Annotated in this window: 20 protein-coding genes; 9 read left to right on the top strand and 11 right to left on the bottom strand. The window is 57.5% G+C overall.

Annotated elements, in window-relative coordinates; all coding sequences use genetic code 11:
- Window positions 1-74: 74 nt before the first annotated feature.
- The gene (locus NA78x_RS11305) at window positions 75-1,094 is read right to left on the bottom strand and encodes a peptidoglycan-binding domain-containing protein (protein ID WP_425618552.1); all 1,020 of its coding nucleotides are present in this window, start codon (window positions 1,092-1,094) and stop codon (window positions 75-77) included.
- Window positions 1,095-1,482: 388 nt separating this feature from the next.
- On the opposite strand from NA78x_RS11305, the gene NA78x_RS11300 reads away from it, so the two are divergent.
- The 5 genes from NA78x_RS11300 (at window position 1,483) to NA78x_RS11280 (ending at window position 6,794) form a co-directional block, all read left to right on the top strand.
- Entirely contained in the window at window positions 1,483-2,805 is a 1,323-nt protein-coding gene (locus NA78x_RS11300) for a Gfo/Idh/MocA family protein (protein WP_425618551.1), read from the top strand.
- A 167-nt stretch (window positions 2,806-2,972) separates the two neighbouring features.
- On the top strand, window positions 2,973-3,539 hold the full coding sequence (locus NA78x_RS11295; RefSeq protein WP_425618550.1) for a Uma2 family endonuclease: 567 nt from the start codon (window positions 2,973-2,975) through the stop codon (window positions 3,537-3,539).
- A gap of 165 nt (window positions 3,540-3,704) precedes the next feature.
- Window positions 3,705-4,940, top strand: coding sequence for an LL-diaminopimelate aminotransferase (locus NA78x_RS11290; protein WP_425618549.1), 1,236 nt, complete (start codon window positions 3,705-3,707; stop codon window positions 4,938-4,940).
- Between the two features lie 86 nt (window positions 4,941-5,026).
- On the top strand, window positions 5,027-5,926 hold the full coding sequence (locus tag NA78x_RS11285) for a hypothetical protein (RefSeq protein ID WP_425618548.1): 900 nt from the start codon (window positions 5,027-5,029) through the stop codon (window positions 5,924-5,926).
- A 1-nt stretch (window position 5,927) separates the two neighbouring features.
- Window positions 5,928-6,794, top strand: coding sequence for an alpha/beta hydrolase (locus NA78x_RS11280; RefSeq protein ID WP_425618547.1), 867 nt, complete (start codon window positions 5,928-5,930; stop codon window positions 6,792-6,794).
- A gap of 9 nt (window positions 6,795-6,803) precedes the next feature.
- On the opposite strand, the gene bioA is transcribed toward NA78x_RS11280, so the two are convergent.
- The 3 genes from bioA to NA78x_RS11265 are packed head-to-tail and all read right to left on the bottom strand — an operon-like array spanning window position 6,804 to window position 9,380.
- On the bottom strand, window positions 6,804-8,198 hold the full coding sequence (gene bioA / locus NA78x_RS11275) for an adenosylmethionine--8-amino-7-oxononanoate transaminase (RefSeq protein ID WP_425618546.1): 1,395 nt from the start codon (window positions 8,196-8,198) through the stop codon (window positions 6,804-6,806).
- Window positions 8,192-8,533: an SAM hydroxide adenosyltransferase gene (locus NA78x_RS11270; protein WP_425618545.1), complete on the bottom strand. Its 342-nt coding sequence runs from the start codon at window positions 8,531-8,533 to the stop codon at window positions 8,192-8,194. Before NA78x_RS11270 ends, bioA begins: the two co-directional genes overlap by 7 nt.
- 55 nt (window positions 8,534-8,588) lie before the next feature.
- Window positions 8,589-9,380 carry an SAM hydrolase/SAM-dependent halogenase family protein gene (locus tag NA78x_RS11265; protein ID WP_425618544.1) on the bottom strand — a complete coding sequence of 264 codons (792 nt, stop codon included), beginning with the start codon at window positions 9,378-9,380 and terminating at the stop codon, window positions 8,589-8,591.
- A 145-nt stretch (window positions 9,381-9,525) separates the two neighbouring features.
- On the opposite strand from NA78x_RS11265, the gene NA78x_RS11260 reads away from it, so the two are divergent.
- The 3 genes from NA78x_RS11260 to purB all read left to right on the top strand — a co-directional run bounded on the left by NA78x_RS11260 (window position 9,526) and on the right by purB (window position 12,870).
- Window positions 9,526-10,614, top strand: coding sequence for a sugar kinase (locus tag NA78x_RS11260; protein ID WP_425618543.1), 1,089 nt, complete (start codon window positions 9,526-9,528; stop codon window positions 10,612-10,614).
- A gap of 16 nt (window positions 10,615-10,630) precedes the next feature.
- Entirely contained in the window at window positions 10,631-11,335 is a 705-nt protein-coding gene (locus NA78x_RS11255; RefSeq protein WP_425618542.1) for a Uma2 family endonuclease, read from the top strand.
- Window positions 11,336-11,442: 107 nt separating this feature from the next.
- Window positions 11,443-12,870, top strand: coding sequence for an adenylosuccinate lyase (gene purB, locus NA78x_RS11250; protein WP_425618541.1), 1,428 nt, complete (start codon window positions 11,443-11,445; stop codon window positions 12,868-12,870).
- Between the two features lie 5 nt (window positions 12,871-12,875).
- Here the strand turns inward: purB and NA78x_RS11245 are convergent, their stop codons facing one another.
- From NA78x_RS11245 to NA78x_RS11235, 3 genes are read right to left on the bottom strand one after another with little or no spacing between them, the layout of a single operon-like run.
- The gene (locus tag NA78x_RS11245) at window positions 12,876-13,859 is read right to left on the bottom strand and encodes a hypothetical protein (RefSeq protein WP_425618540.1); all 984 of its coding nucleotides are present in this window, start codon (window positions 13,857-13,859) and stop codon (window positions 12,876-12,878) included.
- 11 nt (window positions 13,860-13,870) lie between these two features.
- The gene (locus NA78x_RS11240; protein WP_425618539.1) at window positions 13,871-15,019 is read right to left on the bottom strand and encodes a zinc ribbon domain-containing protein; all 1,149 of its coding nucleotides are present in this window, start codon (window positions 15,017-15,019) and stop codon (window positions 13,871-13,873) included.
- Window positions 15,020-15,061: 42 nt separating this feature from the next.
- Window positions 15,062-15,637, bottom strand: coding sequence for a tRNA-(ms[2]io[6]A)-hydroxylase (locus NA78x_RS11235; RefSeq protein ID WP_425618538.1), 576 nt, complete (start codon window positions 15,635-15,637; stop codon window positions 15,062-15,064).
- A 183-nt stretch (window positions 15,638-15,820) separates the two neighbouring features.
- Between NA78x_RS11235 and NA78x_RS11230 the strand changes: the two genes are divergently transcribed.
- A complete protein-coding gene (locus NA78x_RS11230) occupies window positions 15,821-17,734 on the top strand; it encodes an ABC-F family ATP-binding cassette domain-containing protein (RefSeq protein ID WP_425618537.1) in 1,914 nt (637 codons plus the stop codon).
- A gap of 64 nt (window positions 17,735-17,798) precedes the next feature.
- On the opposite strand, the gene NA78x_RS11225 is transcribed toward NA78x_RS11230, so the two are convergent.
- The 4 genes from NA78x_RS11225 to NA78x_RS11210 form a co-directional block, all read right to left on the bottom strand.
- A complete protein-coding gene (locus NA78x_RS11225; RefSeq protein ID WP_425618536.1) occupies window positions 17,799-18,656 on the bottom strand; it encodes a hypothetical protein in 858 nt (285 codons plus the stop codon).
- Between the two features lie 198 nt (window positions 18,657-18,854).
- Window positions 18,855-19,271 carry a hypothetical protein gene (locus NA78x_RS11220; RefSeq protein WP_425618535.1) on the bottom strand — a complete coding sequence of 139 codons (417 nt, stop codon included), beginning with the start codon at window positions 19,269-19,271 and terminating at the stop codon, window positions 18,855-18,857.
- 52 nt (window positions 19,272-19,323) lie between these two features.
- Window positions 19,324-20,301, bottom strand: coding sequence for a DUF1559 domain-containing protein (locus NA78x_RS11215; RefSeq protein ID WP_425618534.1), 978 nt, complete (start codon window positions 20,299-20,301; stop codon window positions 19,324-19,326).
- A gap of 445 nt (window positions 20,302-20,746) precedes the next feature.
- Window positions 20,747-24,298, bottom strand: a complete 3,552-nt coding sequence (locus NA78x_RS11210; RefSeq protein ID WP_425618533.1) for a secretin N-terminal domain-containing protein — start codon at window positions 24,296-24,298, stop codon at window positions 20,747-20,749.
- Between the last annotated feature and the right edge of the window lie 289 nt (window positions 24,299-24,587).

Raw genomic sequence — 24,587 nt, 5'->3', positions numbered from 1 at the left:
GAGGTCAAACTAACCGCGAGAATCCTTACGAGAATTCATCAAATCATCGAGAACTGATTCATCAGACACTCTTTTTAGAGAGAATGTTCAGTGGGAAGAAACGGCTTTCCCGTATTCACTTCAAAGGCAAACTGTGAGTAGCAATCGCCGTTGCGCGTAGCCTCGAATGGAGTAAGTCGATCGTATTTAGTTCGTTCGCGATGGAAATAGGCTCGGTCATCAATGTGATCGGCTGCGCCCTCTTCGCCTCCGACGTAGTGCGACAACTCGTGCATGATGACGTACACAAAGCCCAGGTCGGTGAGATCCAACATTCGGGGCGTGAGATAGATCAGGTCCAGCGCGTGATCGACGACATCGTTCTCGATCGTCATCGTCTGGCCCTTGAGGTGCTTGTAGCCGCCCGGCTTCGCGTAGGCAAAATGCTCGGCTTGCAAACTGGCCAGCGGCGTGATCTGCAGAAAGCCGAATGCGGAAACACCCGCCTGGGGAGGCAAGGCGACTACTTGCAACATGGTGCGAAAGGTTTCGCGAATGAACCACAAGTGATGAAACGGGGCGGGCGAGCGTTGAATCCGAAAGTGAAAGTTGGTACGCCGAATGGCTGGTAAGAATTTGATGTGTTGACCTGTACGCAGCGCCATTTCTACGGTTTCGAGTTCGTTCAGGGCGCGGTCAATAAACCTGGCTACCTGGCGCAGTGACCGCCGCGCACGATGCAAGAGCACGTCGTCCAGACACTGACTCGCCAGCCGGTTGAGCCGAAAGATCGTTCGTTGCGCAGGATCAACAATGCTGTCCGGCGAAACGGACGGAAATTGCAGCTTTTGAAATTGCTTGATCGCTGACTTGGTTAAGGGCCCGCAATCGCCGTCGACCGCCAATCCCAGTCCGAATTCTCCGCTGCCTTGGGTCCCGCCTTGCGAGGCCGGAATGCGATTCAGTAGTGATTGCACGGTACGAGTATCAGCAGCTAAGTTGCCCGGGACCTTCCCGCGGTTTTCCAATCTACCCACCGGCAAAATCACGTCCTGAAACAGGTCCCGCGGGTCGATGTGGCAACAGGTTGCTCCCTTGCGCAGAGTGCGAATCATGGTGAGTTTCCTTTGTTCAATTCCGCCAGCTGGCGAAGTCCACGAAAGTGGCAACGCAACCAGCAGTTGGAAGAGGAATGTCGACGAGCAGGGCAACCTGTCGCAAAACCTCGCGCGCAAAGTTACTTCTGCGAATTTTTTGCCAAGAATGCGGGTTGTAGGTTTGAAATCCGCTCGTGGGTGGGCTAAGCTGCTGCGCTTTGGCCGACCGTGGAACGCTGTAACAGCGTTCTCGCTGCCCTTGATGTGCCAGGCGGGCTGTTGTGGGGTTTGATTCGACACTGCTGTGATGAGCTTTGATTCGTCAGCGGCTGATTGATGCAAAGGCCGACTGCGGATTCCCTCGACTGCCCGACCATTTTTCGTTCATTGTTAAGGAGCCTGATTGATGTCATCTAAGCAAACACGTCGCCGTTTCATGCAGACCACGGCAGCCCTCGGCGTCGGTTACTGGGCAGCTGGCGGCGTTTCGCCCCGCGTGAGCTTGTCGGCGAATGAAGAAATCCGTTTCGCCAGCGTGGGCGTCGGCGGCAAGGGGAGCAGCGACTCGGCCGATGCAGGCCGTAGCGGCAAGATGGTCGCCATCGTCGATATCGACGACCTGACTCTCGGCAAGGCCGGCGAAAAGTTCGAAGGCGCTCAGAAGTTCAACGACTACCGCAAGATGCTCGACGAAGTGGGTAAGAGCATCGACGCCGTGACCGTCAGCACTCCCGATCACTGCCACGCGGTCGTTGCCTCGGCTGCGATGCGCATGGGCAAGCACGCATTCGTGCAAAAGCCACTCACCAAGTCGCTGTACGAAGCTCGCTTCCTCGGCAACCTGGCCAAGGAAATGAAGGTTGCCACGCAAATGGGCAACCAAGGAACTGCTGGCCCGGATCTCCGCGAACAAGCTGCCATCTGCAAGAGCGGCGTGCTCGGCAAGGTCAGCGAAGTTCATGTTTGGACCAATCGCCCCGTGTGGCCGCAAGGTCTGGATCGTCCGACTGACGTCGTTGAAACTCCCAAGAATGTTCACTGGGACCTGTTCATCGGCCCAGCACCAAAGCGTCCTTTCCACTCGGCCTATCACCCCTTCAAGTGGCGTGGTTGGTGGGATTTCGGCACCGGCGCTCTGGGCGATATGGCCTGCCATACCCTCAACATGCCATTCATGGGCATGGACCTGCGCGACCCAATCAGCGTGCAAGCCATCACCTCGGGTCACAACAAGGAAACCTACCCCAGTTGGTCGATCATCACGTTCCAGTTCCCCGAACGGAACGGTCGCCCTGCTGTAACCTTTAAGTGGTATGACGGCGGCAAAAAGCCTGACGCTGCTCTGTTCCAAGGCGCAAAGGTCGCCAACAGCGGTTGCATGATCATCGGCGAAAAGGGTTCGATGTATTCGCCTGGCGATTACGCCGGCAAGACCGAGATGCTCGGCGGCATCACCAAGCCCACTGTCGAATTCGTTAAGTCGCCTGGCCATTTCGAAGAATGGACCCGCGCCATCAAGGGCGGCGATGCAGCCGTTTCGAACTTCGGCGATTATGCAGCTCCTTTGACCGAGACCATCCTGCTGGGCAATCTGGCCGTTTGGGCTGCTGCCGAGAAGGAAGTCGAGGGCAAGAAGATCGAATGGGACGCGAAGAGCCTGACGGCCACCAACGCTCCCGAGGTCGCCCACATCGTCAAGCCAGAATTCCACAACGGCTTCACGCTGTAATTGGTTGCAAACCAACAGTAACAATCCAGTGAGAATTGGCTTTGCAGTCGATTCTCACGCCAAATCAACCTCTCCACCCCGCGGGCATTCGGAGGATTCCGACTGCCCGCGGTTTGGTTTCTTGGCGGAGTCTGGGATACAATTGGCAGTAAGAAAGGTGCTGCACCATGATTGTTGCCAACTCACAAGTCACTCCAGAGCAATTGCTCGCCATGCCCGATAGCAAGGGATTCGAGATTGTGGCGGGAAAGCTCGTGGAGAACAAAGTGGGAGCGGAATCAAGCCAACTGGCGATGGACATCGTCGAGATTTTGTTTAACTATCTGCGCAACAATCGGCTCGGTCGCGTTTATGGGCCCGACACTTCTTTTCAGTGTTTTCCGCACGACGAAACGATGGTCCGCAAGCCCGATGTGGCGTTTCTTAGTTACGCTCGATGGCCCGCTGATAAGCGAATCGGAGCCTTCATCAAGGTTGCTCCTGAGTTGGCGATTGAAGTCCTCTCGCCCAACGACGTGATCAAAGAGGTCAACGACAAGGTTGATGACTATCTGGCAGCGGGCGTATCGACGGTATGGGTCGTCAAAGAATTTCGTCGCTACGTGGAAGTTCACTCCGCAAATGAGGCGTCACGAATCGCCTCGCTGAATGACGAACTGATGTGCGAAGGGATCTTGCCGGGCTTCCGTTGCCAGGTCAGTGAGATCTTTGCCCACATTCCTCAGGCCGAATGACCGGCATAGCCAACCTTCTATCCAACGGGCCATGTTTTCCGGCCTTGCCCCCTTTTCGCCCGGTTTGGGTGCGGTAGGCTGACGTTTTCATCAGCAAATCGTTGCGCGTTCTAAGTCGATTTGCCATTCACATTTCGAGTTGTTCGGACCCGAGCCCAACTTAATATGAGCGATCCTTATTTCCAGCAGTTGTTTGCCGAGCGAATCGGCGGTGTGAACTACGGCAAGGGAACCGAAATCTACAAGTTCGAAAAGATCAAGCGCGCCAAGCGCAAAGCACTCGCCGACTTTCCGAATCGGTTGCTGGTCGATTTCGGCATTGGTGAAAACGACTCGATGGCGCCCGAAAATGTTCGTGCCTCACTGACCGCTGAAGTGAACAAGCCGGAAAACCGCGGCTACATGGACAACGGCAATCAGAAATTCAAAGAAGCCGCCGCCCGCTTCATGCAGCGGAACTTTGGCGTCACATTGGATGCCAATACTCAGGTGAATCACTGCATCGGCAGCAAGCCCGCCTTGGCGATGATTCCCGCCTGCTTCATTAACCCTGGCGATATCACCCTGATGACCGTACCTGGCTATCCCGTGGCCGGCACGCACACTCGCTACTACGGCGGCAATGTATTCCGCCTGCCGTTGCTGGCCGAGAACAACTTCTTTCCTGACTTCAAATCGATCCCGGCCGACATTTGGCCCAAAGTGAAGTTGCTGGTCATCAATTATCCGAATAGCCCGACGGGCAAAACTGCGACTAAGGAGTTGTACGAATCAATCGTCGCGCTCGCCAAGGAAAAGAGCTTTGTCGTGGTGCAAGATGCCGCGCACAGCCTGTTGAGCTACGATCAGAAGCCCTCCAGCTTTTTGCAAACGCCGGGAGCCATGGATGTCGGCGTCGAAGTCCATTCGCTGTCGAAGGGCTTCGACATGATTGGCTGGCGCATTGGTTGGGTGTGCGGCAACGCCACGATCGTTCGCGCGTTCTCCGACGTAAAAGACAACAGCGACTCGGGGCAGTTTGGGGCCATTCAAAACGCGGCGGCGGTCGCGCTCAATGACGATTCCATCCACGAGCACACTCGCACCAAGTACAAGCGTCGCCTGGAAAAGCTCGTGGCGATGCTCACCCGTTGCGGTTTCAACTGCAAGATGCCTGGTGGCACCTACTTCTTATACACTCCAGCACCGAGCGGACTGAAGGACGGAACCAAGTTCGCCAACGCGGAAGAAGCCAGCCAGTTTCTCATCACCCAATTGTCGATCGTGACGGTTCCTTGGGACGATGCCGGCGCATTTCTTCGCTTCAGTGTGACTTATGAAGCAGCTGACGAAGCGGCCGAAGATGCCCTGATGAAGGCTGCCGAAGATCGCTTGAAGGGCTGCGGCGTGCAGTTTTCGTGATACGATAAGACGAGTTGATGCAATTCGATTCGCTCCGCCAGACGCAGCAAGGTTCCTTCACACTTTTCGCCCGTTGGAGTGTTGGCATGTATAGCCGGTTGTTGCTTGTGGCGGTTGCCTGTCTGCTGTGTTCGCTTGGTGGTTGCGGTGGTGGTGGTAAAAAAGAACCCTCGCTCGACGCCCAACTAAAAAAGGCACACGCGGAAAGCGACAGCGGCCGCAAGGCTCGTTTGTTGGCGGGCCTCGGCGAGAAGCAACTGAAAGCTGGCGACGTGATTGCCGGTGACGGAACTCTTAACGCGGCACTCGAAGCCGCTTCCTCCGTAGAAGACCCTGCCAGCAAAGCCAACTCGCTGATCTATGTCGGCCAGGCCTTCGGTCGCGCGGGGAAAACGACCGAGTCGAAAAAGGCCCTGCGGGAAGCGGCTAAGTCGCTCGAGGCAGTCGACGATCCCGGCTCCAAAGCCAACGCCTTTGCGGAACTCGGTGCGGCATCGGGTACGCTGCTGAAGAATCCCGATCAGGCAGCCGACTACCTGAAGAGCGCCGAAGCCGCTGCCGACAAAATTGACGTTCCTGCGATCAAAGCGGGGGTCTTCGGCAAGATCTATATCGCTTACCAAAAAAATGAACGCCCGACCGAAGCCGATGCGACACTGACCAAAGCCAAGGCCTTTGCCAAGGAGCAAGCTTCACCGAAGGATCAGGTCGAGTGCCTTGCCGAAATTGGCGATGCGCTCTCCAAAGCGAAGAAAACCGACGATGCTTCGACCTTTTTCAACGATGCCGAGAAGACCGCCGGCGACATTAAGGAAGACGACGCCCGCGGTTACGCGTACTTGAGCCTCGCTCGCAAGCTGAAGCAAGCAGGTCGCGGCGAAGAGGCTCGGCAGGCACTTTCGAAAGCCGACGATGCAGCGCTGAAGATCAAAGACGGCAGCATTCGTCAGCCCTTGATTGCCGATATTCAAGCTGCGGCGAAGTAACATGCTGGTCGAACTTGTCCGCACGACGACTTCCGACGGACTACGGCTCGATGGCGCCCTGCGAGCCAGCGACGACGGCATGGTTCGCAAAAAGCCAGCGGTCCTCGTGCTCCACGGCGTGGGTGGCAACTTCTATTCGTCCAGCACGTTCGAACCTCTGCTGCCAAAGTTGCACGCCGCTGGCTATCCCACGTTGACTGTCAACACGCGCGGGCATGACTCGGTGTTTGGCGCGCAACTGGGCAATGTGCGCCGGCGACTTGGTGCCGCCTACGAGATTGTTGATGAATGTCGGGCCGATATCGCAGCCTGGATCAAACTGCTCCACAGTCGCGGTCACGAACGAGTGATTTTGCTCGGCCACAGCCTGGGTGCCATCAAAGCGATCTACGCACAGGCCCACGAACGGCATTCCAGCGTCGCAGCGGTCATTGCTGTCTCCCCGCCGCGTTTGTCGTTCACCGCGTTTAGTCACGCGCAAGAGAGTAGCGTGTTCTTCGAATCAATGACCATCGCGAGGGAACTCGTCAAGGAAGGCAATGACGACGAACTGTTCACTGCCAAGTTCCCTTTTCCGCTCCTGATTTCAGCGGCCAGCTACATCGACAAATACGGCCCCGCCGAACGCTACAACATTCTGGAGTTCACCGCGCAGCTTCGCTGCCCCACGCTGTTCACCTATGGCAGCAAAGAACTAGCCCAAGGAGGCATAGCCTTCGCTGGCCTACCCGACGCGATCAACAAACTCGCTTCTCACGCCCCGCGCGATGTCACCACGATCGCTGATGCCGATCACTTCTACACGGGAATGCAGTCGCAATTGGCCGACAGGGTAGGGGAGTGGTTGCAGCAGCGGGGAATTAACTGAGTCGATTTGTCATTGCTGCGTGGCAACTTGAATTCCCTCTTCCACCGCCACGCAGATTCGGTCGAGTTCTGCGAGCGAGATTGCCAAGGGCGGCAGGATGACAACGACGTTGCCGAGAGGGCGTAGCCAAACGCCCTTTGTCAGGGCGTGATTGCAGACTAGTTGGCCGCGGCGCTCGCCCCACGGAAATGACTCATGGGCGCTTCGATCGCGGACGAGTTCAATCCCGGCGATCATGCCCAGTTGTCGAACGTCTCCCACCTGAGGGTGCTGGGCGATGCGAGCCAGATGTTCTTGCAGTCTGGCGATCTTGGCAGGCAGTTGGGCGAGCGTTTGTTCCTGCTCAAAGACATCCAGCGTGGCCAAGGCTGCGGCACCGCCCAGCGGATTACCACCGTAGGTGTGCCCGTGGAAGAATGTGCGCGACGATTCGTAGCTCCCCAAGAACGCTTGCCAAATTCGATCGGTAGCCAGCGTCGCCGCGAGTGGCAAATAGCCGCCGGTGATACCTTTGGCGAGGCACAGCAAATCGGGTTCTACGTTCTCGTGCTCACAAGCGAACATGCGGCCGGTGCGTCCCATGCCGACGGCCACTTCGTCGGCGATGAGCAACACGTCGTACTTACGAGTCAGTTCACGGAGTCCGCGTAAGAATCCGGGTGGATGCAAGATCATGCCCGCAGCGCATTGCATCAGCGGTTCGATGACGACGGCCGCAATCTCGGCATGCTGCCTTTCGAGGATCTGCTGCACCTGATTCAGAAAGTACTCACAGGCATCCTCGCGACTCACTCCTGCCGGCAGTCGATACAGCTTCGGTGTTGGCAACCTGAGCACTTCGAACAAGAGCGGCCGGAACATCTCGTGAAAGCGAGGCACGCCGCCAACACTCACGCTGCCCAGCGTATCGCCGTGGTAAGCATTTTCGAACGCCAGGTACTTCGTCTTCCGTGGCTGAGGATTCTCGCATTGCTGCCAGAACTGAAACGCCATCTTCAGGGCCACCTCGACTGCCGTGGCTCCACTATCGGAAAAGAAGACATGCTGGAGACCAGCCGGAGCCAACTCGACCAAGCGACGTGCCAGTTTGATCGTCGTCGGATGGGCCATTCCCAAGAGTGTGATATGGGCAGCCTGGTCGAGTTGTGCCCGAATGGCAGCGTCGATGGTTGGATGACGATGCCCGTGTACATTGCACCACAGGCTGCTCACTCCATCGAGATATGCTCGCCCGTCGACGTCATAGAGCGTGCAGCCTTCGGCCCGTTCAATGATGAAGGGCTGGTGCCCGGCCATTTGCGTGAACGCATGCCACACGTGTTCGCGGTCCCAAGCTTCCAACTGCTCTTTGGACGGCGAAGCAGAGGCGTCAAGAGACGGCGGCCGAGAGTAGTCTTCTACCATTGAACCGTGATGGCTTGACCGGGTCGCACACCAAGCATGATCTTCGCACTGTCGCCAACAATCACAAGTTCAAGAAACCCGCTAGGAGCCAGTAGCGCCAGCAGAGTCATTTCGGGCTCTTTGTGATCGAGCGCAAAGAGGCCGACAGTCTGATGTTCGTCGCACGTCACGGTTACCGATTGGTCGCGCGGGACCGTGCGCAGTCGGTCGACAGCGATATCGGAGACGAGGTTGCCGGCCTCGTTATAGGAAGTGATTTTGCCTTCGATCTTACCCGGCACTAGCTGCACTCCGCCCGAAGTGGTGAGAAGTCGCGGGAACACGTGTGGCGACATTCTAAAATGCCGCTAGCGGGGAGCCAAGCGGGCAGCCGGGCTATTCAGGACATTCTTAAGATTTTATCGCCCGCCGGACCAGCACCCGGTCCCCCACATCTGCCCCCAATGTAGCCGCTGCATTGCCGTTCACTTGGGCAATCTCGAGCCGGCCTTGCGAGTCAACCAGTGTCATTATTTCGCCCACGGGCTGTTTGCCGTAAGTGGTATGCAAGCCGGCAACCTTTCGCTCACCAACCTGCGTCACGATGCCGGTCGGCCCTGCCCAACCTTTGATCTTCGCCGCCGAGAGATTGGTAATCAAATTGCCAAAGGAATCGATGCAAAGCACTTCGCCCAGAATCTCATCGGGCTCGATCCGTGGTTCGTTCCACGTCAGCATTACCAAGGCCGGGTGAATGGGACCGAGTTGGCTCGCCTGTAATCCACCTGCGAGATGCCCCGCGACGGGCGCGAGGATATCGCGCCCGTGAAAGGTGTTGCTCATCTGCGGACGCCAGAACTTGCTGTCGGCCAGTTCAATCACCCGCTGGGGGACGTGTTGCCGGGCGAGGTAACTTAGCACTCCATTGTCGGGGGCCAGGTAATGGTGCTCATTAATTTCGGCGTAAACCATTTTTCGCTCCATCCCCACACCCGGATCTACGACAACAACGTGCAGCGTGTGACGGGGAAACAGCGGCGTCACATCGGAGAGCACGACCGCAGCTTGGCGAATGTTCTGCGGACCGATAGCGTGCGTGATATCGACCAGTCGCGCACGCTCACAAACCTGGAACAAGGCTCCCTTCATTGCTGCAACGTAGGGGCTGGAGACGCCAAAATCGGTGGTCAAGGTAATGAGCATGGCCGATTGCAGATTTCAGAGTGGAGATTGCAGATTCGATAATCATCGTCGCCATTTTATCTCGTACTGGCGTCTGGAGCCCGCAAGTCTAAACTGGAAGCCAAACTAATTCCTTAATCTCGCAATCTCCACTCTGAAATCTGCAATGTTCTTAACCTTCGGCGAAGTCATGGCTCGGATCGCACCTGCAGGGCATTTGCGTTGGCCGCAAACATTGCCCGGTAGTGTGCAAGTTACTTGGGGAGGCGGCGAGGCGAATGTCGCCGCCTCGCTGGCGATGTTTGGACACAGCGCGCGATACCTGACGGCTCTTCCCAAACAACCCGTTGCTGAAGCGCTGGTCACATCGCTGCGCGGTCTGGGCGTCGATGTCTCGAAAATCTACTGGCGCAAGGAGGGAAGACTCGGCCTGTACTTCGTCGAAGTCGGCGCGAATCAGCGCGGCAGCACGGTGCTGTACGACCGTAGTTATAGCGCCATCAGTCTGGCTACAGCTGATGAATACGATTTCGAGCCAGCCCTGCAGGGTGTTCATTGGTTGCATGTCACCGGGATCACACCGGCGATCAGCGAAGCTGCGGCAATAGCCAATCAGAAGATTTGCGAACTAGCGCACGCTCGCGGAATCACCGTTTCGTGTGATCTGAACTTCCGCAAGAAGCTATGGAACTGGCGGCCGGGCACGAAGCCTAAAGATCTCGCCCGCGAGTGCATGACCAAGTTACTCGCCCATGTCGACCTGGTAATTGCCAATGAAGAAGATGCGGCCGATGTGCTCGGAATTCATGCCACTGGCACCGATGTTACCCAAGGACACATTGCCGCTGATGCTTACGAACAGGTTGCCAGGCAGATTGCCGCCAAGTTTCCAAGCGTGAAGCGCGTCGCCATTACTCTTCGAGAAAGCATCTCGGCCGATCACAACAACTGGGGAGCCATGCTGTTCGACGTCGCATCCGACCGCGCGCACTTCGCGCCGCTCGATGCCGAAGGCAATTATCAGCCTTACGAGATCCGGAACATCGTCGACCGCGTGGGTGCGGGCGACTCATTCGGCGCGGGACTGCTGCACGCACTGAACACACCAGCAATCTCCTCGCCTGACAAGGCCATCGCGTTTGCCGTAGCCGCCAGTTGCCTGAAGCATTCCGTTCAGGGCGATTTCAACTATGTTACAGTGGAAGAAGTAACCGCCCTGCTCGCTGGCAACGCGAGCGGTCGCGTGCAGCGGTAAGTTTGGAGGTTGTCGCATGTCGACTGTCATCCCACCCAATCGTCTTCCATCGGTCATTCCGCCGCTTGAACCCGGCGATTGCCTCAGCCGTGATGAGTTCGAGCGCCGCTACGAGGCCATGCCGCATTTGAAAAAGGCGGAATTGATTGAGGGAGTTGTCTACACGCCTGCCGCTGTACGCGCTTTTAATCATGGTCGCCCCCAGCAGGTGATTGCGACACTCTTGGGGACGTACGACAGCGCTACTCCAGGAACTCTCTCGTTTGACAACACCTCGGTGCGACTCGATCTCGACAATATGCCGCAGCCGGATCAAGTGTTGCTGATATTGCCTGAGTGCGGCGGACAATCGAAGTTGAGCAACGATGACTACATTGAGCAGGCACCCGAGTTGGCTTGTGAAATTTCGTCGAGCAGCGTGAGCTTCGACCTGCACACGAAATTGCAAGTGTATCGGCGAAGTGGCGTCCGGGAATACCTTGTTTGGCGCGTGCGCGACCAACAAATCGACTGGTTTTCTCTGCTAGGCAACGACTACGTCAAGATGTCGCCGGACGCAGCTGGCTTGCTGAAGAGCCAAGTTTTTCCGGGGCTCTGGCTGCGTCCAGCAGAGCTAATCAAGTTCGCCATGAAGAAGGCCCTCAGAACCCTCGATCAGGGACTAGCTTCGGCCGAACACGCAGCCTTCGTCAAGCAACTGAATTTTCCGGCGGAAGAGTAATCGGCCGCAGCGAACAGCCCATTCGCGAGCGGGCAGTCTTTGCTAAAATCTTGGTTTGCTCAGTCGACGCTGGCCACCACGATCTCTCCGCTCTTAGAAATCCGCTCATGTCGCACGATCGTTACGAGAATCCCCTCATTTCCCGGTATGCTTCAAAAGAGATGAGTTCGCTCTGGAGTGAGCAACGCAAATTCGGCACCTGGCGACGGCTGTGGGTCATTCTGGCTGAAGCGGAACAACAACTGGGCCTGCAGATCACCAGCGAACAGATTGCAGAGCTGCGAGGCCAGGTCGACAACATCGACTTCGATGCCGCAGCCAAGTACGAAAGGAAGTTGCGGCACGACGTGATGGCTCACGTTCACACCTATGGCGATGTCTGCCCGAGTGCCCGCGGCATCATTCACCTCGGTGCCACCAGTTGTTATGTGACCGACAACGCCGACCTGCTCTTGTTGCGAGAAGGCTTGCAACTTGTGGCCCGGCGACTCGTAACGGTCATCGATTCACTCTCCAAGTTCGCCGTACAGCAACGTAGCCTCGCATGCCTCGGTTTCACGCATTTGCAACCTGCCCAGCCCACAACCGTCGGCAAGCGCGCTACGCTGTGGGCGTACGACCTTGTGCTCGATCTGCTGGAAGTGGAGCATCGCATCGCCGAGATGCGGGCGAGAAGTGTGAAAGGAACAACCGGCACGCAGGCGAGTTTCTTAGCACTCTTTCACGGCGATCATGCCAAGGTTCGCGAGTTGGAGAAGCTCGTCGCCAAGAAGATTGGCTTCGATGATAGCTATGCGGTAACGGGTCAGACGTACACCCGAAAAATTGATTCCCAAATCGTCGACGTCCTCTCAGGCGTAGCCCAATCAGCCCACAAATTGGCCACCGACCTGCGCTTGCTGGCCTCGCGCAAGGAAATGGAAGAGCCCTTTGAAGCTGATCAGATCGGTAGCTCGGCGATGGCCTACAAGCGGAACCCGATGCGCAGCGAACGAGTGTGCGCGCTATCGCGCTTTGTGATCAGCCTGCAATCGAGTGCGGCGAATACCGTCGCCACGCAATGGATGGAACGGACGCTCGACGATAGTGCCAATCGCCGCCTCGTCTTGCCGCAGGCCTTTTTGGCCATCGATGCTATTCTCGTTCTGCTGCAGAATATCTCGAATGGACTCGTCGTCTATCCGCAGGTGGTTGCCCGCAACCTGCAGGAAGAGTTGCCATTCATGGCAACTGAAAACCTGCTGATGGCAGCGGTCGAGCGCGGTGGCGATCGACAGAACCTGCACGAAGTGATTCGCAAGCGTAGTCACGAAGCAGCGGCTGTAGTGAAGCAAGAAGGGAAGCCAAATGACTTGCTTACCCGACTCGCCAGCGAACCTGACTTCGCCGGAGTTGATCTGCAGGCAGCACTCGAACCTTCGCAGTATGTAGGCCGTGCCCCCGAGCAGGTCGATGAGTTTGTGGCAGAAGTGATTGCTCCAATTCGGGCCCGCTATGCCAATCAGCGCGAGTTGGCTGCGGAGCTGAAAGTGTAGGCAACCTACCGCGAGCCAACGGCGGCGGCGAACAGACCTGCGCAGATCAAGAAGACAACGATTGCGGCGATGATGCCCGCCGTGACTGCGGCAATTTTGCGATAGGAAGTCGGTGCCGTTCCCGTGCAACGTCCGGTTTGGCCGTTGAGCAAAAAGCGGAACGTCTGCTGCTGATAGGTGTAGGCCATGATCCAGACCGGCAGCAGGACCGGCTCTGCGGAGAGGCCTTCCACGCGCACATTCACGCGCACGTTCCGCGAACGGCCGGGCACCAATGCCTCGCAAGCTTGCGTTTCTAAGCCCTCTAATCCTTGCTGCGCCAGCGGCCGAGCGTACTTTCGCTGAACCTGAAACTGCTCGAAGAGGGAATTCTCCAGATCAGCTTTTTCGGCAGGGACTGACTGGCTCAGATCAAATGGACAAAGAGCGGTCGTCTCCGCCGGTGAAAGGGAACTGCTCGCACCGACCAGCAAGCCGTCGTATTTTGCGCGATGCTCACCAGAAACAGGGCACCAATCCGCACTGGCACCCCAAGGTGTTTCGCTGCTATCGGCAGTCCAATAAGTAAAAGTCTTCGCACTGAAGACCCAATAGGGAACGTAGATGGCGGTCAGCTTGGTCACGATGGCAGCTGTCGCCAAATCATCAGGCCGCCAGAAGCTGCTCCCCATCCAAGCCTTCAGTCGCTTCACCGCCTCGCTCTGCTCGATCTGAAAAAGGACCACCGATTTTGGCGCGAGCGTCTTCGCATCGCGCTGAGCTTCGAGGTGTTCGCCGCCGCAAAAGGGGCAACGAAGTGCTTGCACCGAAGCATCGTAGCTCATCGACGCGCCGCAACCTTCGCAGCGAAAGTTGTGCGTCGTGAGCATCGTCGTGCTCTTCTCGCTCGCAGCACGATGCGGCGCCTCGGTGCCGCAATTGGCGCAGAACAAGTCTTCCTCGTCGAGCAAGGCATGACAGATCGTGCACTTTTCCAGCAGTTCACTCATGAGAGAGGCAATCAACGAGCATTCACAGCAGCGACGATCAAGAACACGATGAGCAGCAACGCGACAATGACACCAACGAGGATCGAAATTCGTTGCCAGGAGACAGGCTTGTCGCCCGACATACGCCCGGTCTGACCATTCATCAAAAATCGGTACAAGGTCCCCTGATACTTGTAGCTGGCAATATACATCGGCAACAAGCACAAGTCGGAGTTCACCTGACTGAAGCGAGTCTCGGCATTTAGGCTGCGGTGCGTGTCACCTGGCAGGAACGCGGCGATATTTTGTTGCTCGCGGCGATAGAACTCGGTTTGGGATATCTCAAGCGCCTGCTCGCGATTCACCGAGTACTCTTCTGCGAACCAACCCGCGAGGAAGTAGGGAGCGTAGCGTTTGAGCGCTGGCAGTTGATAGGGCTGAACTCGCAGCGCCTGATCTTGCGGCAAGCCCTTGCTGCCTGAAACAAGGTAGCCGCTGTAGTAGTGGTGATGATTTCCCGCCAGCGGATACCATTCGGTCTCTTGCACCTGCCGCGTATGCGTGGTGGTGTTGCCCTTGGAGTCGGTCGTTGTATAGGTCTCGGTTCGATACCAATGCTCACCAATCGAAGCTTGCCAGTTGCTGTCGGCCCGCATCGAGAACGACCAGAAAGGCAAATAGACGCCCTTCATCTTGTCGAGCACTGCTGCAGTCCTTAAATCGCCCGGTCGGTACCAGTCGTTGGCACCCATCCAGGCTTTGAACTTGGCCTGAGCCTCTTCGGGTGGGATCGCAAAGCCGATGACGAACTCGGGCGGTTGCCGACCAGTCTCTCGCGCGGGGAGTTCCACGACGTAGGTCGAATCGCAGAAGGGACAGACGTAGCTTCGCTGGTTGGGATCGGTGGCGACCTCAGCTCCGCATGTTTCACAGCGGAAATGCTTTTGCTCGGGAATTTCGTCGAGCGACGGGGCAGGCGTGGCAATCTCAGCGTCAATCGGTGCTTCTGCAACACCGGCCGCTGACGAGGGAAGCTGAAAACCCGGATTTGTCGTGCCGCAAGCCGGGCAGAACTTGTCGAGCGGTTCGATGGGCGTGCCGCAGGCGTCGCAAGGCTTGCCGCGCGGAGCGGGAGCATCGCGATCGACGGCTTCGGCATCGAGCCACTGAATGTCGGACATCAAGACTCCGGTAGGCATTGAAAAAACGTTGCTTGATGAAACTCAGCTGTGCATGCGGGGAAAGTCGTCGCCAGTCGCCAGGATCGCTGCTTCGGCGGCGGCCAATTCGTGCAATCGCTGGCGCAGGGATGCTTCGTCGGTGTATTTGCGGGCAAGTTGCACGTACGTACTATGATGCCGCGCTTCGGACTCGAACAGACTGCCATAGAAATCAGCTAACTCGCGATCGGCCAGTCTATCGCGCAGCAAACCGAACCGCTCGCAGGAGCGTGCTTCGATCAGCCCCGCCACAATCAGCCGGTCAACGGCCCGCTGAGGTTCCTGTTTCGTGATCAAATCGTGCAACTTGCTGCCGTAGGTACTGGGATGAATCCGGCGAAACTTCATACCGCGGGCCGCAAGCAAGTTAATTACCAGGTGGTAGTGCTCGAGCTCTTCGCGGACGATCTCGGTCATCGCCTCGGCCAGTTCCACATCTTCGACATAGTAGCCGATCAGGCTCAACGCACAGGCAGCCGCTTTGCGCTCGCAGTGGGCGTGATCAATGAGCAGTTCTTCCAGGTTGGCTTCCACATGCCGCAGCCAGGAGTCGGGAGTAGTTGATTGCAGACTGAGCATTGCAAATGTGTTTAAAAATATTGAGCGATGGCGGGACCGTAGTGCAAAAACCATTAAACCCCCGCCGCAGGGGCGGGGGCGAAACATCGCACGCGGCACTTCCGATGAACGCTTGAATGATACAATTGCCCGTCCGCGTCGCCCATTCCACTTCGCCCGCTAGGCCTCGTCACTTCGGTTCGCATGATTCTGCTGAGTGTTCAAGATATTGTTAAGCACTATGGTCCCGAGCCGGTGCTCGATGGAGTTACGTTCGACCTACGGCCCGGCGAACGGGCTTCGTTGGTGGGGCCCAATGGCGCTGGCAAGACCACGCTGATGCAGATCATCGCCGGGCAGAGCGAACCGCACTCGGGCACAACGGTCATTCACCCTTCGGCAAGAATCGGCTACCTGGAACAACAACCCGAGTTCCCGGCGGGTCGCACCGTGTGGCAAGAGGCCAGTAGCGCTCTCGATGAACTGCTCAACTTATCGAAAGAGGCCGAAGAACTCGGCTTGGCAATCGCCACCGAGCAAGACGCCGCTGCTCGTAAGAAGCTGGAACTGAAGTTCGACTTCCTACAACATCAGCTGCATCGTCACGATGTCTATCAGGCCGATCGGCGGATCGAGCAGATTTTGCAAGGCCTCGGTTTTGGCCCCAGCACGTATGAGCAACCTGTCGATCAACTTTCCGGTGGTCAGCAGAATCGACTGATGCTCGCCAAGTTGCTGCTGACTGATCCTGATTTGCTTTTGCTCGACGAGCCGTCAAATCACCTGGATATCGACGCGACCGAGTGGCTGGAAAACTATCTCACGGCCACCGATCAGGCGATGCTCATCGTCAGCCACGATCGCTATTTTCTGGATCGTGTTACCAATCGCACTTTGGAGTTGTATCAAGGGACGGTGGAATCGTACCCAGGTAACTTCACGCAGTACAAGCGGCTGAAGGGTGAGCGAGTCGAAGTGCAGCGCCGCACTTACGAGAAGCAGCAAGAAGACATTGCGCGGATGGAAGACTTCATTCGCAAGAACCACTACGGCGTGCTCGCCACACAGGCAGAGGATCGCCGCAAAAAGCTCGAGCGAATTGAACGCGTGCCACCGCCACGCGAAATCAAGTCGCCGGCCATGAGCTTTCCACCGTCGGCACGGACTGGCGATATCGTGCTGCGCGTCGAGAAGCTCAGCAAGGCCTATGATCGCCCGCTCTTCAAAGATCTGACGTTCGACGTGCTCCGCGGTGAGAAGTGGGGCATTCTCGGCCCCAACGGAGCCGGCAAAACAACTCTGCTTCGCTGCATTCTCGGTCAGACGCCCGCCGATAGTGGCCGCGCAGTCATCGGCAGCCAGGTGAAGCTCGGTTACTTCGACCAGCACTTGAGTAGTGTCTCTGCCGATGCCGAAGTGGCGGATGCGATTCGTCCCGATCACAAAGAGTTCATGATCCAGCAGCGACGAGATTTGCTCGCGCGATTCGGTATCACGGGCGACACGGTGTTGCAGAAGGTTTCGAGTTTGAGTGGTGGCGAGCGGAACCGGACAGCGCTCGCACGGCTCGCGGCGCAAGATGCCAATGTGCTGATGCTTGATGAACCAACGAACCATCTCGATCTGTGGGCCCGCGATGCGCTGGAAAAGGCCCTGCGAGAGTTCGACGGGACGGTAATCTTTGTCAGCCACGATCGCTACTTTCTCAATCAGGTCGCGGATAAGTTGCTGATCGTGCAGCCCGATCGGTTTCGCGTGATCGACGGCAACTACGATACGTACCTACACCTCATCAAGCAGGGCTTTGCCCTGGATGCCCGCGCGGGAGTCGCGGACGAGAAGAAGAAAGACGCTGCCACGGCCAGCCAAGCGGCGCAGGCGAAAGAAAAAGAGAGCCGCCGCAAACGAAAGTTCCCCTATCGCAAGCCCGATGACATCGAAGTCGAGATTCACCAGCAGGAAGCTCGGCAAGAAGCGTTGCTCGCCGCTTTCGCCCAGCCCGATGTGCTCCGAGATGGTGAGCGGGTGAAGCAGATTCAATCGGAACTCAGCGCGCTGGAAGTGTCGCTACCCAAGCTGTACGAGCATTGGGAAGAAGCTTTGGAGATGAATCAGTGAGGGAAGGGGCCAGAGATCGGGGGCCAGGGACCAGGAAAATACGGCGAATACTATTTCCTAATCTCTAGCCCTTCCTCTCCACCAGCCGGAACGCGTAGCCACGCCAGAGGGTGCGGAGCATATCGCGCGACCAGTGCTCGCGGCACATTTCCAGCGATGGATCGGCGATGACCGCGTTCCCTGCAGAGTCGAACTCCAGCAGCACCACACTGTGATTCACGCCGGGTTGCCAGCCAAACTCCCGAGTGAAATCTGAGTCGGAACGAGAACCTCGCGCCAGCCCCACGCTGAGAATCACTGGCCGATCGGCCAGTTCGCGCAGCTGATCGTCGCTGCACCAAACGACTTCCACATCGTAGGGTGTTCCGGCTGTTTTCAACTTCAGCCCGCGATACAGTCCCTGCCAACTGGTGCCGTCGCGGGTCAGGCACAGTTCAGCCATCTCTTGTTCGGTGGCGGCAATTCCATACTGACGAAGCAACGTGGCGGCACTCGCTGGTGAGCATGTTTGTTTGGTCGTTTGCAGGCAAGTCCCCAGGCTATCCCAGCGGTCTTCACAGGCGGGTGCGTTGCCCAGCAGTGGGTAAAGGAAACTGAAACTGGCGGCAGCAGCCAGACCGGCAATGCAGACGACGCGCCTTAGCGCGGACGTTGCCGGACGATGCCACACGATGGCGGCTAGCGCCGCCGCGATGATTGGCAACCAATTGCCGACGAGAATCAGGTTCGGCGTCGAGAGCCAACGAGCAATCCGAACGTCGTACCACAGTTCGTAGATGTAGTAAAACAGCAGCCCAACCACCACACAGCCGGCGAGCTCCATGGCGCGCGGCGAAGCAAACCGAGCCAGCCAGAGTGAGAAGAGAAAGACCGCGAGCGCAACCAAGGCGATGGCCAACGATCCCCACCAGAGATCCCACATTCGCGCTCTCCCCTCTGCCGATCCATGCGTCAGATCCGGCCGAACGTTGCCCTGTCCTGTTGCATGAAGAATGCAAGAAGACTCTGTGAAGGGCTGGCGAATTTTAGGAGAGGATCTGCAGAGAGTCCAGAGAACTTAGGGCGTTTAAGCCGCCGAATTCATGTGAAGATTTGATGAAGAAGCGAGTGAATCGCTCCGCTATCGGTACCTGAGCTTTTTCAAAGCCTCAAGCGACCAACTCTGAGTGTTTGATCCTGGTTTGACTTCAAAGCTCAATTCGCTGGCGCTGTGATACTTGGCCGGCAGGCTCTCTTCGGTGCGTTCCAGCAGAGCGGCACCGGGGCCGTCGTGCTCAGGAAAAGTGCCCGTGACGATGGGGGCCGAAATCTGCACGACCGACTTACCCGCAACCACCTGCGCGGTGTAGTTGCCATTCACAATCTCAACGGTAGTACTGCTGTTTGGATTCTTCTCGGGAACAAACGAGATCACGCCTTTCGTCAGAGGTTGGCCATCCACGGTCACTTGTCCGCTGACGGTGCCCACCTGGGAGCCACAACCAGCCAGACAGCCCAGCGTGGCGATGCCTAGCAACAGACAAAACCCTAGCTTCATATTCGCATCGCCCTTCGTGATTGGCCGTTCGCACACAGGCAGACAGACCGTCCTACCAATCGCTGGCGAGCGTTTCGCCTTTGTCGGGAGTTAGGACCGCGTTCCAGGTCTTCAGAGAAATGCTGCCATTCACCGCCCGCACGCTGCCATCGCCCAGGCCGACCATCACGACGGAAGGGTGAAACGCGCTGGAGGTTGTGGGGTTGCAAGTGCCAGTGGGGCCGAGCGTGGGTGCTGCCTGAGGCGCTCGCCAGCTTTGCACATTGCCGTTCGAAGGATCGGGAATTTTCGCCGTGGCATATTGAGTCGCAAAACTTCCGCTGGGAAATCCCGGCGGAACCGTATTGCTGACGGCCGCGTTCGGCCAATAAACAATCGGGTCACCCGTTGTGAGATTCACGGCTGGCCACACGGACCGGCCATCGGTCGCATTGTTGCCGCCGGCTGGATTGCGGCACAACGAGATATGCTCCACCAACATCACCGTGGACGAAGTGCCGTCAGTCATGCCCGCCAAACGCGGATACTCACCCGTGACAAATACCTCACCGTTCACGTTGTAGCTGTTCATGTTGTAATTCGAAGTGGTCGCGATGGCCCTCGCTTTGATGGTCGCGTCCGATGGGCAGACATAAGCCGGCACCCTGGTGGCAAATGAATTGGTCGCGGTCGCGCTATTGAAGAACGCGCTGGATGTGGAGAGGGGTGCCAGTTTGTCGAACATCGCCCCCTGTTCCAGATAGGGAAGCATCGACCAGAAAGTCGACGATTTCACCAGCGTGGTACTTCCCTTTGGCCAGGCATAGCCGAATTGTGGCATGTACAAGTAGGTGTCGTGGCAGTTGTGTAAGCCCAACACTTGCTGCTTGATGTTATTCGTACACTGCGTTCGCCGGGCTGCTTCGCGGGCGGCTTGAACCGCGGGAAGGAGCAAAGCCACCAGCACGCCAATAATGGCAATGACAACGAGCAATTCAACCAGTGTGAAGCCGCGTTTCGTAAGGACGCGCAGGCGTAGACCACAAGCCATCGTAAATCTCCCGAGAGAAGAATGGAGAATTCAGCGCAGGCAATTCGGGCACAACGAACGTAAAGCTCAAAGAAAAGACTGTAGGGGCTAGTAACACCCCTCAATGGGGCGAATTGTAATGTGCCGGTAACAATTCGCCAACAAAAAAGATCCCGGCGGGTCAAGATTTTGCTGAACGCGATGGATCGCCCTCAGCGGTCGTTGTCCGCTCTGCTGCGCGGGCCGGCACAGCAAGGCGCGGGCAATCTTCGCCTAAGCGTAAGAGCGGTCAGAAACAGGCGGCTGGAAAAAACTTGTTCACAAACCTACCAGGGGTTTAGACACGAATGCGCGCCGTTCCCGAGAGATACCGCACCTGCGGCTCACAAACCTACCCCAGTTTGTGAACGCCCCTCTTCAGGGTGGCGTTCGACTTGCGACCGCGAGCTTGGCAGCCAGCAGTGGTTTATCGTCCGCCGCGGCCACCACCACCGCCGCCAAATCCGCCGCCCCCTCCACCGAAGCCGCCTCCGCCACCACCTCGGCCTCCGCGACCACCGCCTTGCAGGGCGTTGAACATTTCCATTTGCTGGCGAATGTTATTGTTAACCTGAGGAGCTTGTTGCGACTGATTGTTCTGACCACCACGACTTCCGCCCTGGCCACCCGAGCGTTGCCCACTGCTGGAGCTACTCGGACGGCTGCTGGTAGAAGTACCAGTGGTCGTCGTTTTGCTGCTGGTGATCGATTCGCCATAAACCTGAGCCAGCGAACGAGTGATGACGTCGGCATTCGAGCCCCGCAGCGAAACGACGCGGACGGTTTCGTCCGAGCTGAGTTCTGCGGTATCAAGCTGCTTGACCAGAGCCTTCACTTCTTCGAACAAATAATCGGGGGCCGCGACAATCAGCGAGTTGGTGCGAGTATCGACGCCCACTGTCATCTTCTGTTCTTCACCCTTGTTGGCCTGCTGGTTCTGACCTCCACGACCACCGCCCCGCAACGCGCGGACGAAGTCTTCGGGCGAAGGCTGCCGCTGTTGGCCGTTTCCTTCGGCTGTCATGCGGCCGGCATAGACTTGGCGAACCACGGTCGCTATTGAATCGGCAGTGCTGTTGAGCACGGGAATGAACCGCGGAGCAGCGACGAGTTGTACTGCTTCGGGTCCCGAGGGCTTGTCGAGCAGATCGAGCAGGTCTTCAATTTTTTCGTGATCGGCCGAACTGGCTTGAACGATCAAGGCATTCAGGCGGATATCGGGCGTAATCGTGGCCGAACCGGCAGTCACCGGGGTGCCGCCACTGCCTCCGCCGCCACCCATGCCGAGCAGACCGCCGAGCAAGCCGCCGCCCATGTCACCCATCATGCTGGAAGCGAGGTCGCCCATCAGGCTGCCGCCACCAGCGTCGCCACCACTTGAGCCGCCGCTGCCACTGAGAATTTCTTGCAGTAGCGTCGCAGCAACCTGAGCTTTCGCAAACTTGAGGTAATAGATGGCCATCTCTTTGCCGCCGCCGCGCTGGTCGGCAATCTGCCGCAGCATCATTTCCATTTCGTCGAGTGCATCGAGATCTTCCGAGACGATCAGAATGCCGTTTGGTGTGAGCGTAATGACGATCTCGGCCCCAGGAACGGAAACGGGACCTTTAGGCGCTTCGGCTTCAGCAACGCCTTCGGCTGGCTTTGCTTCTGCCGGCTTGGTTTCAGCCGCTTCGGCTGGCTTCTTTTCACCTTCCGCTGCGGCACCAAGCTGGCTGATGAATTGCAAGTTGCTGTTAGGGATGAAGCGCCGAGCAGTGCGATCTTTGTCTTCATCCCGCACGATTACCGGGCGTTGAAGACCATCAATCGAGCGCCGAGCCTCTTCGAGGATGGTCGTTGGTTCAGGCTTAGGCGGCGGAGCAGGCCCCTGCGGGGCTGCTTCGGGAGTTTCGCCCGGAGGACCAAAGTTGTTGCGCAGTTCATTCGGCATGTTCTTATTGCCGGGAGTAACCACGCGAATCTTGTTCTTGTGCTGGAGGGGGAAGATGACTTCGAGTTGATCGATGACCTTCATCGCCGAGCGACCGGTCAGCGGAATGGTGCGATAGCCCTTGCGTTCGGCGGCAGCGCCACCAACGAAGTCTTCACCACCCCCGACTTCTCCCATCTTTTGCAGCAGGCTGCGGATTTGTTCAATCTGCGGCTTGTTAGCCCGCACGACCAATTGCATGTTGGTGGTATCGGCATCGACTTTGGGTGCATTGGCAGCGGGCTTATCGCCGTCGCCACCAAACAGCTTATTGATCTGCAGCACGGCCGCCTGCGGATCGATCCGACGCAGCTTGAAGACTTCGATATCGGTCGCATCGCGTTGCATTTCGTCGAGCGTGGCGATGATCGTCTTGTGCTGGGTGGGACGGCACAGAGCGACCAGGTTGCCCGTCTTCGGATCGATGGTCAGACGCACATCGGGCACTCCAGCGAGCAATGTTTGCAATACTTGCAGCACGGCGGCTGGATCGGCCTTTTGCACGCTGTAGATGGCCAGTTGAGGTTGCTCAATGGGCGTTCCGCTGGCCGAAGTGCTGGAAGCGACGTCGAGCAATTTCTGGATTTCTTTTACCTTCTCGATGCGTTCTGGTTTGCCCGTAACGAGCACACGCATGCCCAATTCATCGACCGAGAATCGCAAGCTGCCATCGGGGGCGGCGGTGGTGTTGGCAGGAATGCCTAGCAAAGCCGTGCTTAAGGCCATGAACTCGCTCGGACGAATGTTCTCGAACTTGATTTCCGTAACATCTTCGTCTTTGGGAATGGAAGGGTTCTCGATCGCCTGAATCGTGCTGCGAATCTGGCGTAACGTGCCGATCATTTCGGTCACCACAATTTGGCGAGCCTTCGGCAACACCACGATTTTCCCATGGCGCCCGAGCATCTTCTTGACTTCACTCTCGGCTTCTTCGGCCGTGACTTTCGCCAGCTGAAAGAGACACTGCACGATCTCGGTATCTCCGTACTTGGCGAGGTCGGCTTCGACGATGCGCGGAGCATAGGTATCGGGCAGTTCATCCTCATCGCTAAGCAGGAAGAGCATCCGCTCTTTGCGAACCAGACGATATCCCTTGGTGTTCAGCACGCTATTGAGCAGGTCGAGCGCTTGAGCCGGCGTGTAAGCCCGTGTATCGGCGTAGTTGAAGGTACCGGTCGGGTAGACATCGGAGACGAGCGAAAAATCGGACTGCTCAGCAAACCACTCGATTACTTCTTTCCAGGGGGCATAGCGAAACTGGAACTTCAGCTTCACGTCGCCATCGCCGGCTTTGAGTCCGGGGGTACCAACGCGCACGCTGGCGTTGGTTGGGCCCATTGCCTTGGGAGTCGTACCGGCTGCAGCACCGGGCACACCCATAGGTCGGCCAATTCCTGGAGGGCCAGCAGGAGTGGTCTCAGCGAGTTCGGGGACCACACGACCGGTGAGCGCTTCCCACTTGGTGCGTTGTTCTTTGTCCAGGATGGCGAGCATCTTCTTTTCGAGTTCGATGCTGGCGCGAGACTTCTCAGCTTCGGGCAACGTGGCGCTATCGCGCAAAAAGAGCTGATAGATGATGTCGAACTTCATCTTCTGGCTGTCGGTCACGCCCACCTTGTCGGCAATCGATTTATCCAGCAAGCCAATCATACCGGCTCGCTGCACGCGAATCTGTTGCAGCTTGGTTTGTTGTTCGGCGGTGAGCAGAGCCAGACCTTGCTTCTCGGACTCGGCGACGAAGGGGGCCAGCTTGGCTGTTTTCTCGGCGGCGGGCAGATCTTTGATCTCCAGTGCCAACGAACCGACTTCATCCTCTCGCTTCCCGATCAGCTCGTTCAACTGTTTCAGCACGTCTTCGCTGAGTCCCAGTTCTTTCGCCACGGCGGGGTCGGAAGCGAGAGCCAGGACGCCAACGAAGGCTTCGTCGGCAGCCCAGACGGTGGTGAGCGAGACAGCCACGAGCCAACTGGCGAGAACCCCAGCAGCGAAACGAAGCTTGGAAGGCATGGAGCAGATTCCTTCAGCGGACCGCAAGGAGGGACGGACCGAATTTGAGCGGGACAGATGCTGGACGGGGACGGAAAATAGATGACTCACTGCCGAATAGGCAGAACGAGCCGTCATGCTATCTAACCCCCGGCAGGTTCTGGGGTTTCGAATTTGCGGGGAGGAGTCGCCGGACGACTTCGCCCGACTTGCCTAACCCCTTCGTAATATAGTACTTAACTGCCAGCATGCGGGCCAGCGAATTTGCGGTATTTGCTTTCCGCGAGGCCGTCCTCGGGATACGATACAA

It is taken from the genome of Anatilimnocola aquadivae, assembly GCF_049819085.1.
GTDB lineage: Bacteria > Planctomycetota > Planctomycetia > Pirellulales > Pirellulaceae > Anatilimnocola.
Note: the sequence above shows the minus strand (reverse complement) of the source record. Positions and strands in the feature narration are given on the sequence as shown.

Excerpts from the sequence above, each read along its gene's own strand:
- NA78x_RS11210 (WP_425618533.1), bottom strand. The coding sequence starts at position 24,298 with ATGCCTTCCAAGCTTCGTTTCGCTGCTGGGGTTCTCGCCAGTTGGCTC.
- NA78x_RS11265 (WP_425618544.1), bottom strand. The coding sequence starts at position 9,380 with ATGCTCATTACCTTGACCACCGATTTTGGCGTCTCCAGCCCCTACGTT.
- NA78x_RS11230 (WP_425618537.1), top strand. The coding sequence starts at position 15,821 with ATGATTCTGCTGAGTGTTCAAGATATTGTTAAGCACTATGGTCCCGAG.
- NA78x_RS11235 (WP_425618538.1), bottom strand. The coding sequence starts at position 15,637 with ATGCTCAGTCTGCAATCAACTACTCCCGACTCCTGGCTGCGGCATGTG.
- purB (WP_425618541.1), top strand. The coding sequence starts at position 11,443 with ATGTCGCACGATCGTTACGAGAATCCCCTCATTTCCCGGTATGCTTCA.
- NA78x_RS11220 (WP_425618535.1), bottom strand. The coding sequence starts at position 19,271 with ATGAAGCTAGGGTTTTGTCTGTTGCTAGGCATCGCCACGCTGGGCTGT.
- NA78x_RS11225 (WP_425618536.1), bottom strand. The coding sequence starts at position 18,656 with ATGTGGGATCTCTGGTGGGGATCGTTGGCCATCGCCTTGGTTGCGCTC.
- NA78x_RS11280 (WP_425618547.1), top strand. The coding sequence starts at position 5,928 with ATGCTGGTCGAACTTGTCCGCACGACGACTTCCGACGGACTACGGCTC.
- NA78x_RS11270 (WP_425618545.1), bottom strand. The coding sequence starts at position 8,533 with ATGTCGCCACACGTGTTCCCGCGACTTCTCACCACTTCGGGCGGAGTG.
- NA78x_RS11305 (WP_425618552.1), bottom strand. The coding sequence starts at position 1,094 with ATGATTCGCACTCTGCGCAAGGGAGCAACCTGTTGCCACATCGACCCG.
- NA78x_RS11245 (WP_425618540.1), bottom strand. The coding sequence starts at position 13,859 with ATGAGTGAACTGCTGGAAAAGTGCACGATCTGTCATGCCTTGCTCGAC.
- bioA (WP_425618546.1), bottom strand. The coding sequence starts at position 8,198 with ATGGTAGAAGACTACTCTCGGCCGCCGTCTCTTGACGCCTCTGCTTCG.
- NA78x_RS11295 (WP_425618550.1), top strand. The coding sequence starts at position 2,973 with ATGATTGTTGCCAACTCACAAGTCACTCCAGAGCAATTGCTCGCCATG.
- NA78x_RS11290 (WP_425618549.1), top strand. The coding sequence starts at position 3,705 with ATGAGCGATCCTTATTTCCAGCAGTTGTTTGCCGAGCGAATCGGCGGT.
- NA78x_RS11215 (WP_425618534.1), bottom strand. The coding sequence starts at position 20,301 with ATGGCTTGTGGTCTACGCCTGCGCGTCCTTACGAAACGCGGCTTCACA.
- NA78x_RS11255 (WP_425618542.1), top strand. The coding sequence starts at position 10,631 with ATGTCGACTGTCATCCCACCCAATCGTCTTCCATCGGTCATTCCGCCG.
- NA78x_RS11260 (WP_425618543.1), top strand. The coding sequence starts at position 9,526 with ATGTTCTTAACCTTCGGCGAAGTCATGGCTCGGATCGCACCTGCAGGG.
- NA78x_RS11300 (WP_425618551.1), top strand. The coding sequence starts at position 1,483 with ATGTCATCTAAGCAAACACGTCGCCGTTTCATGCAGACCACGGCAGCC.
- NA78x_RS11285 (WP_425618548.1), top strand. The coding sequence starts at position 5,027 with ATGTATAGCCGGTTGTTGCTTGTGGCGGTTGCCTGTCTGCTGTGTTCG.
- NA78x_RS11240 (WP_425618539.1), bottom strand. The coding sequence starts at position 15,019 with ATGTCCGACATTCAGTGGCTCGATGCCGAAGCCGTCGATCGCGATGCT.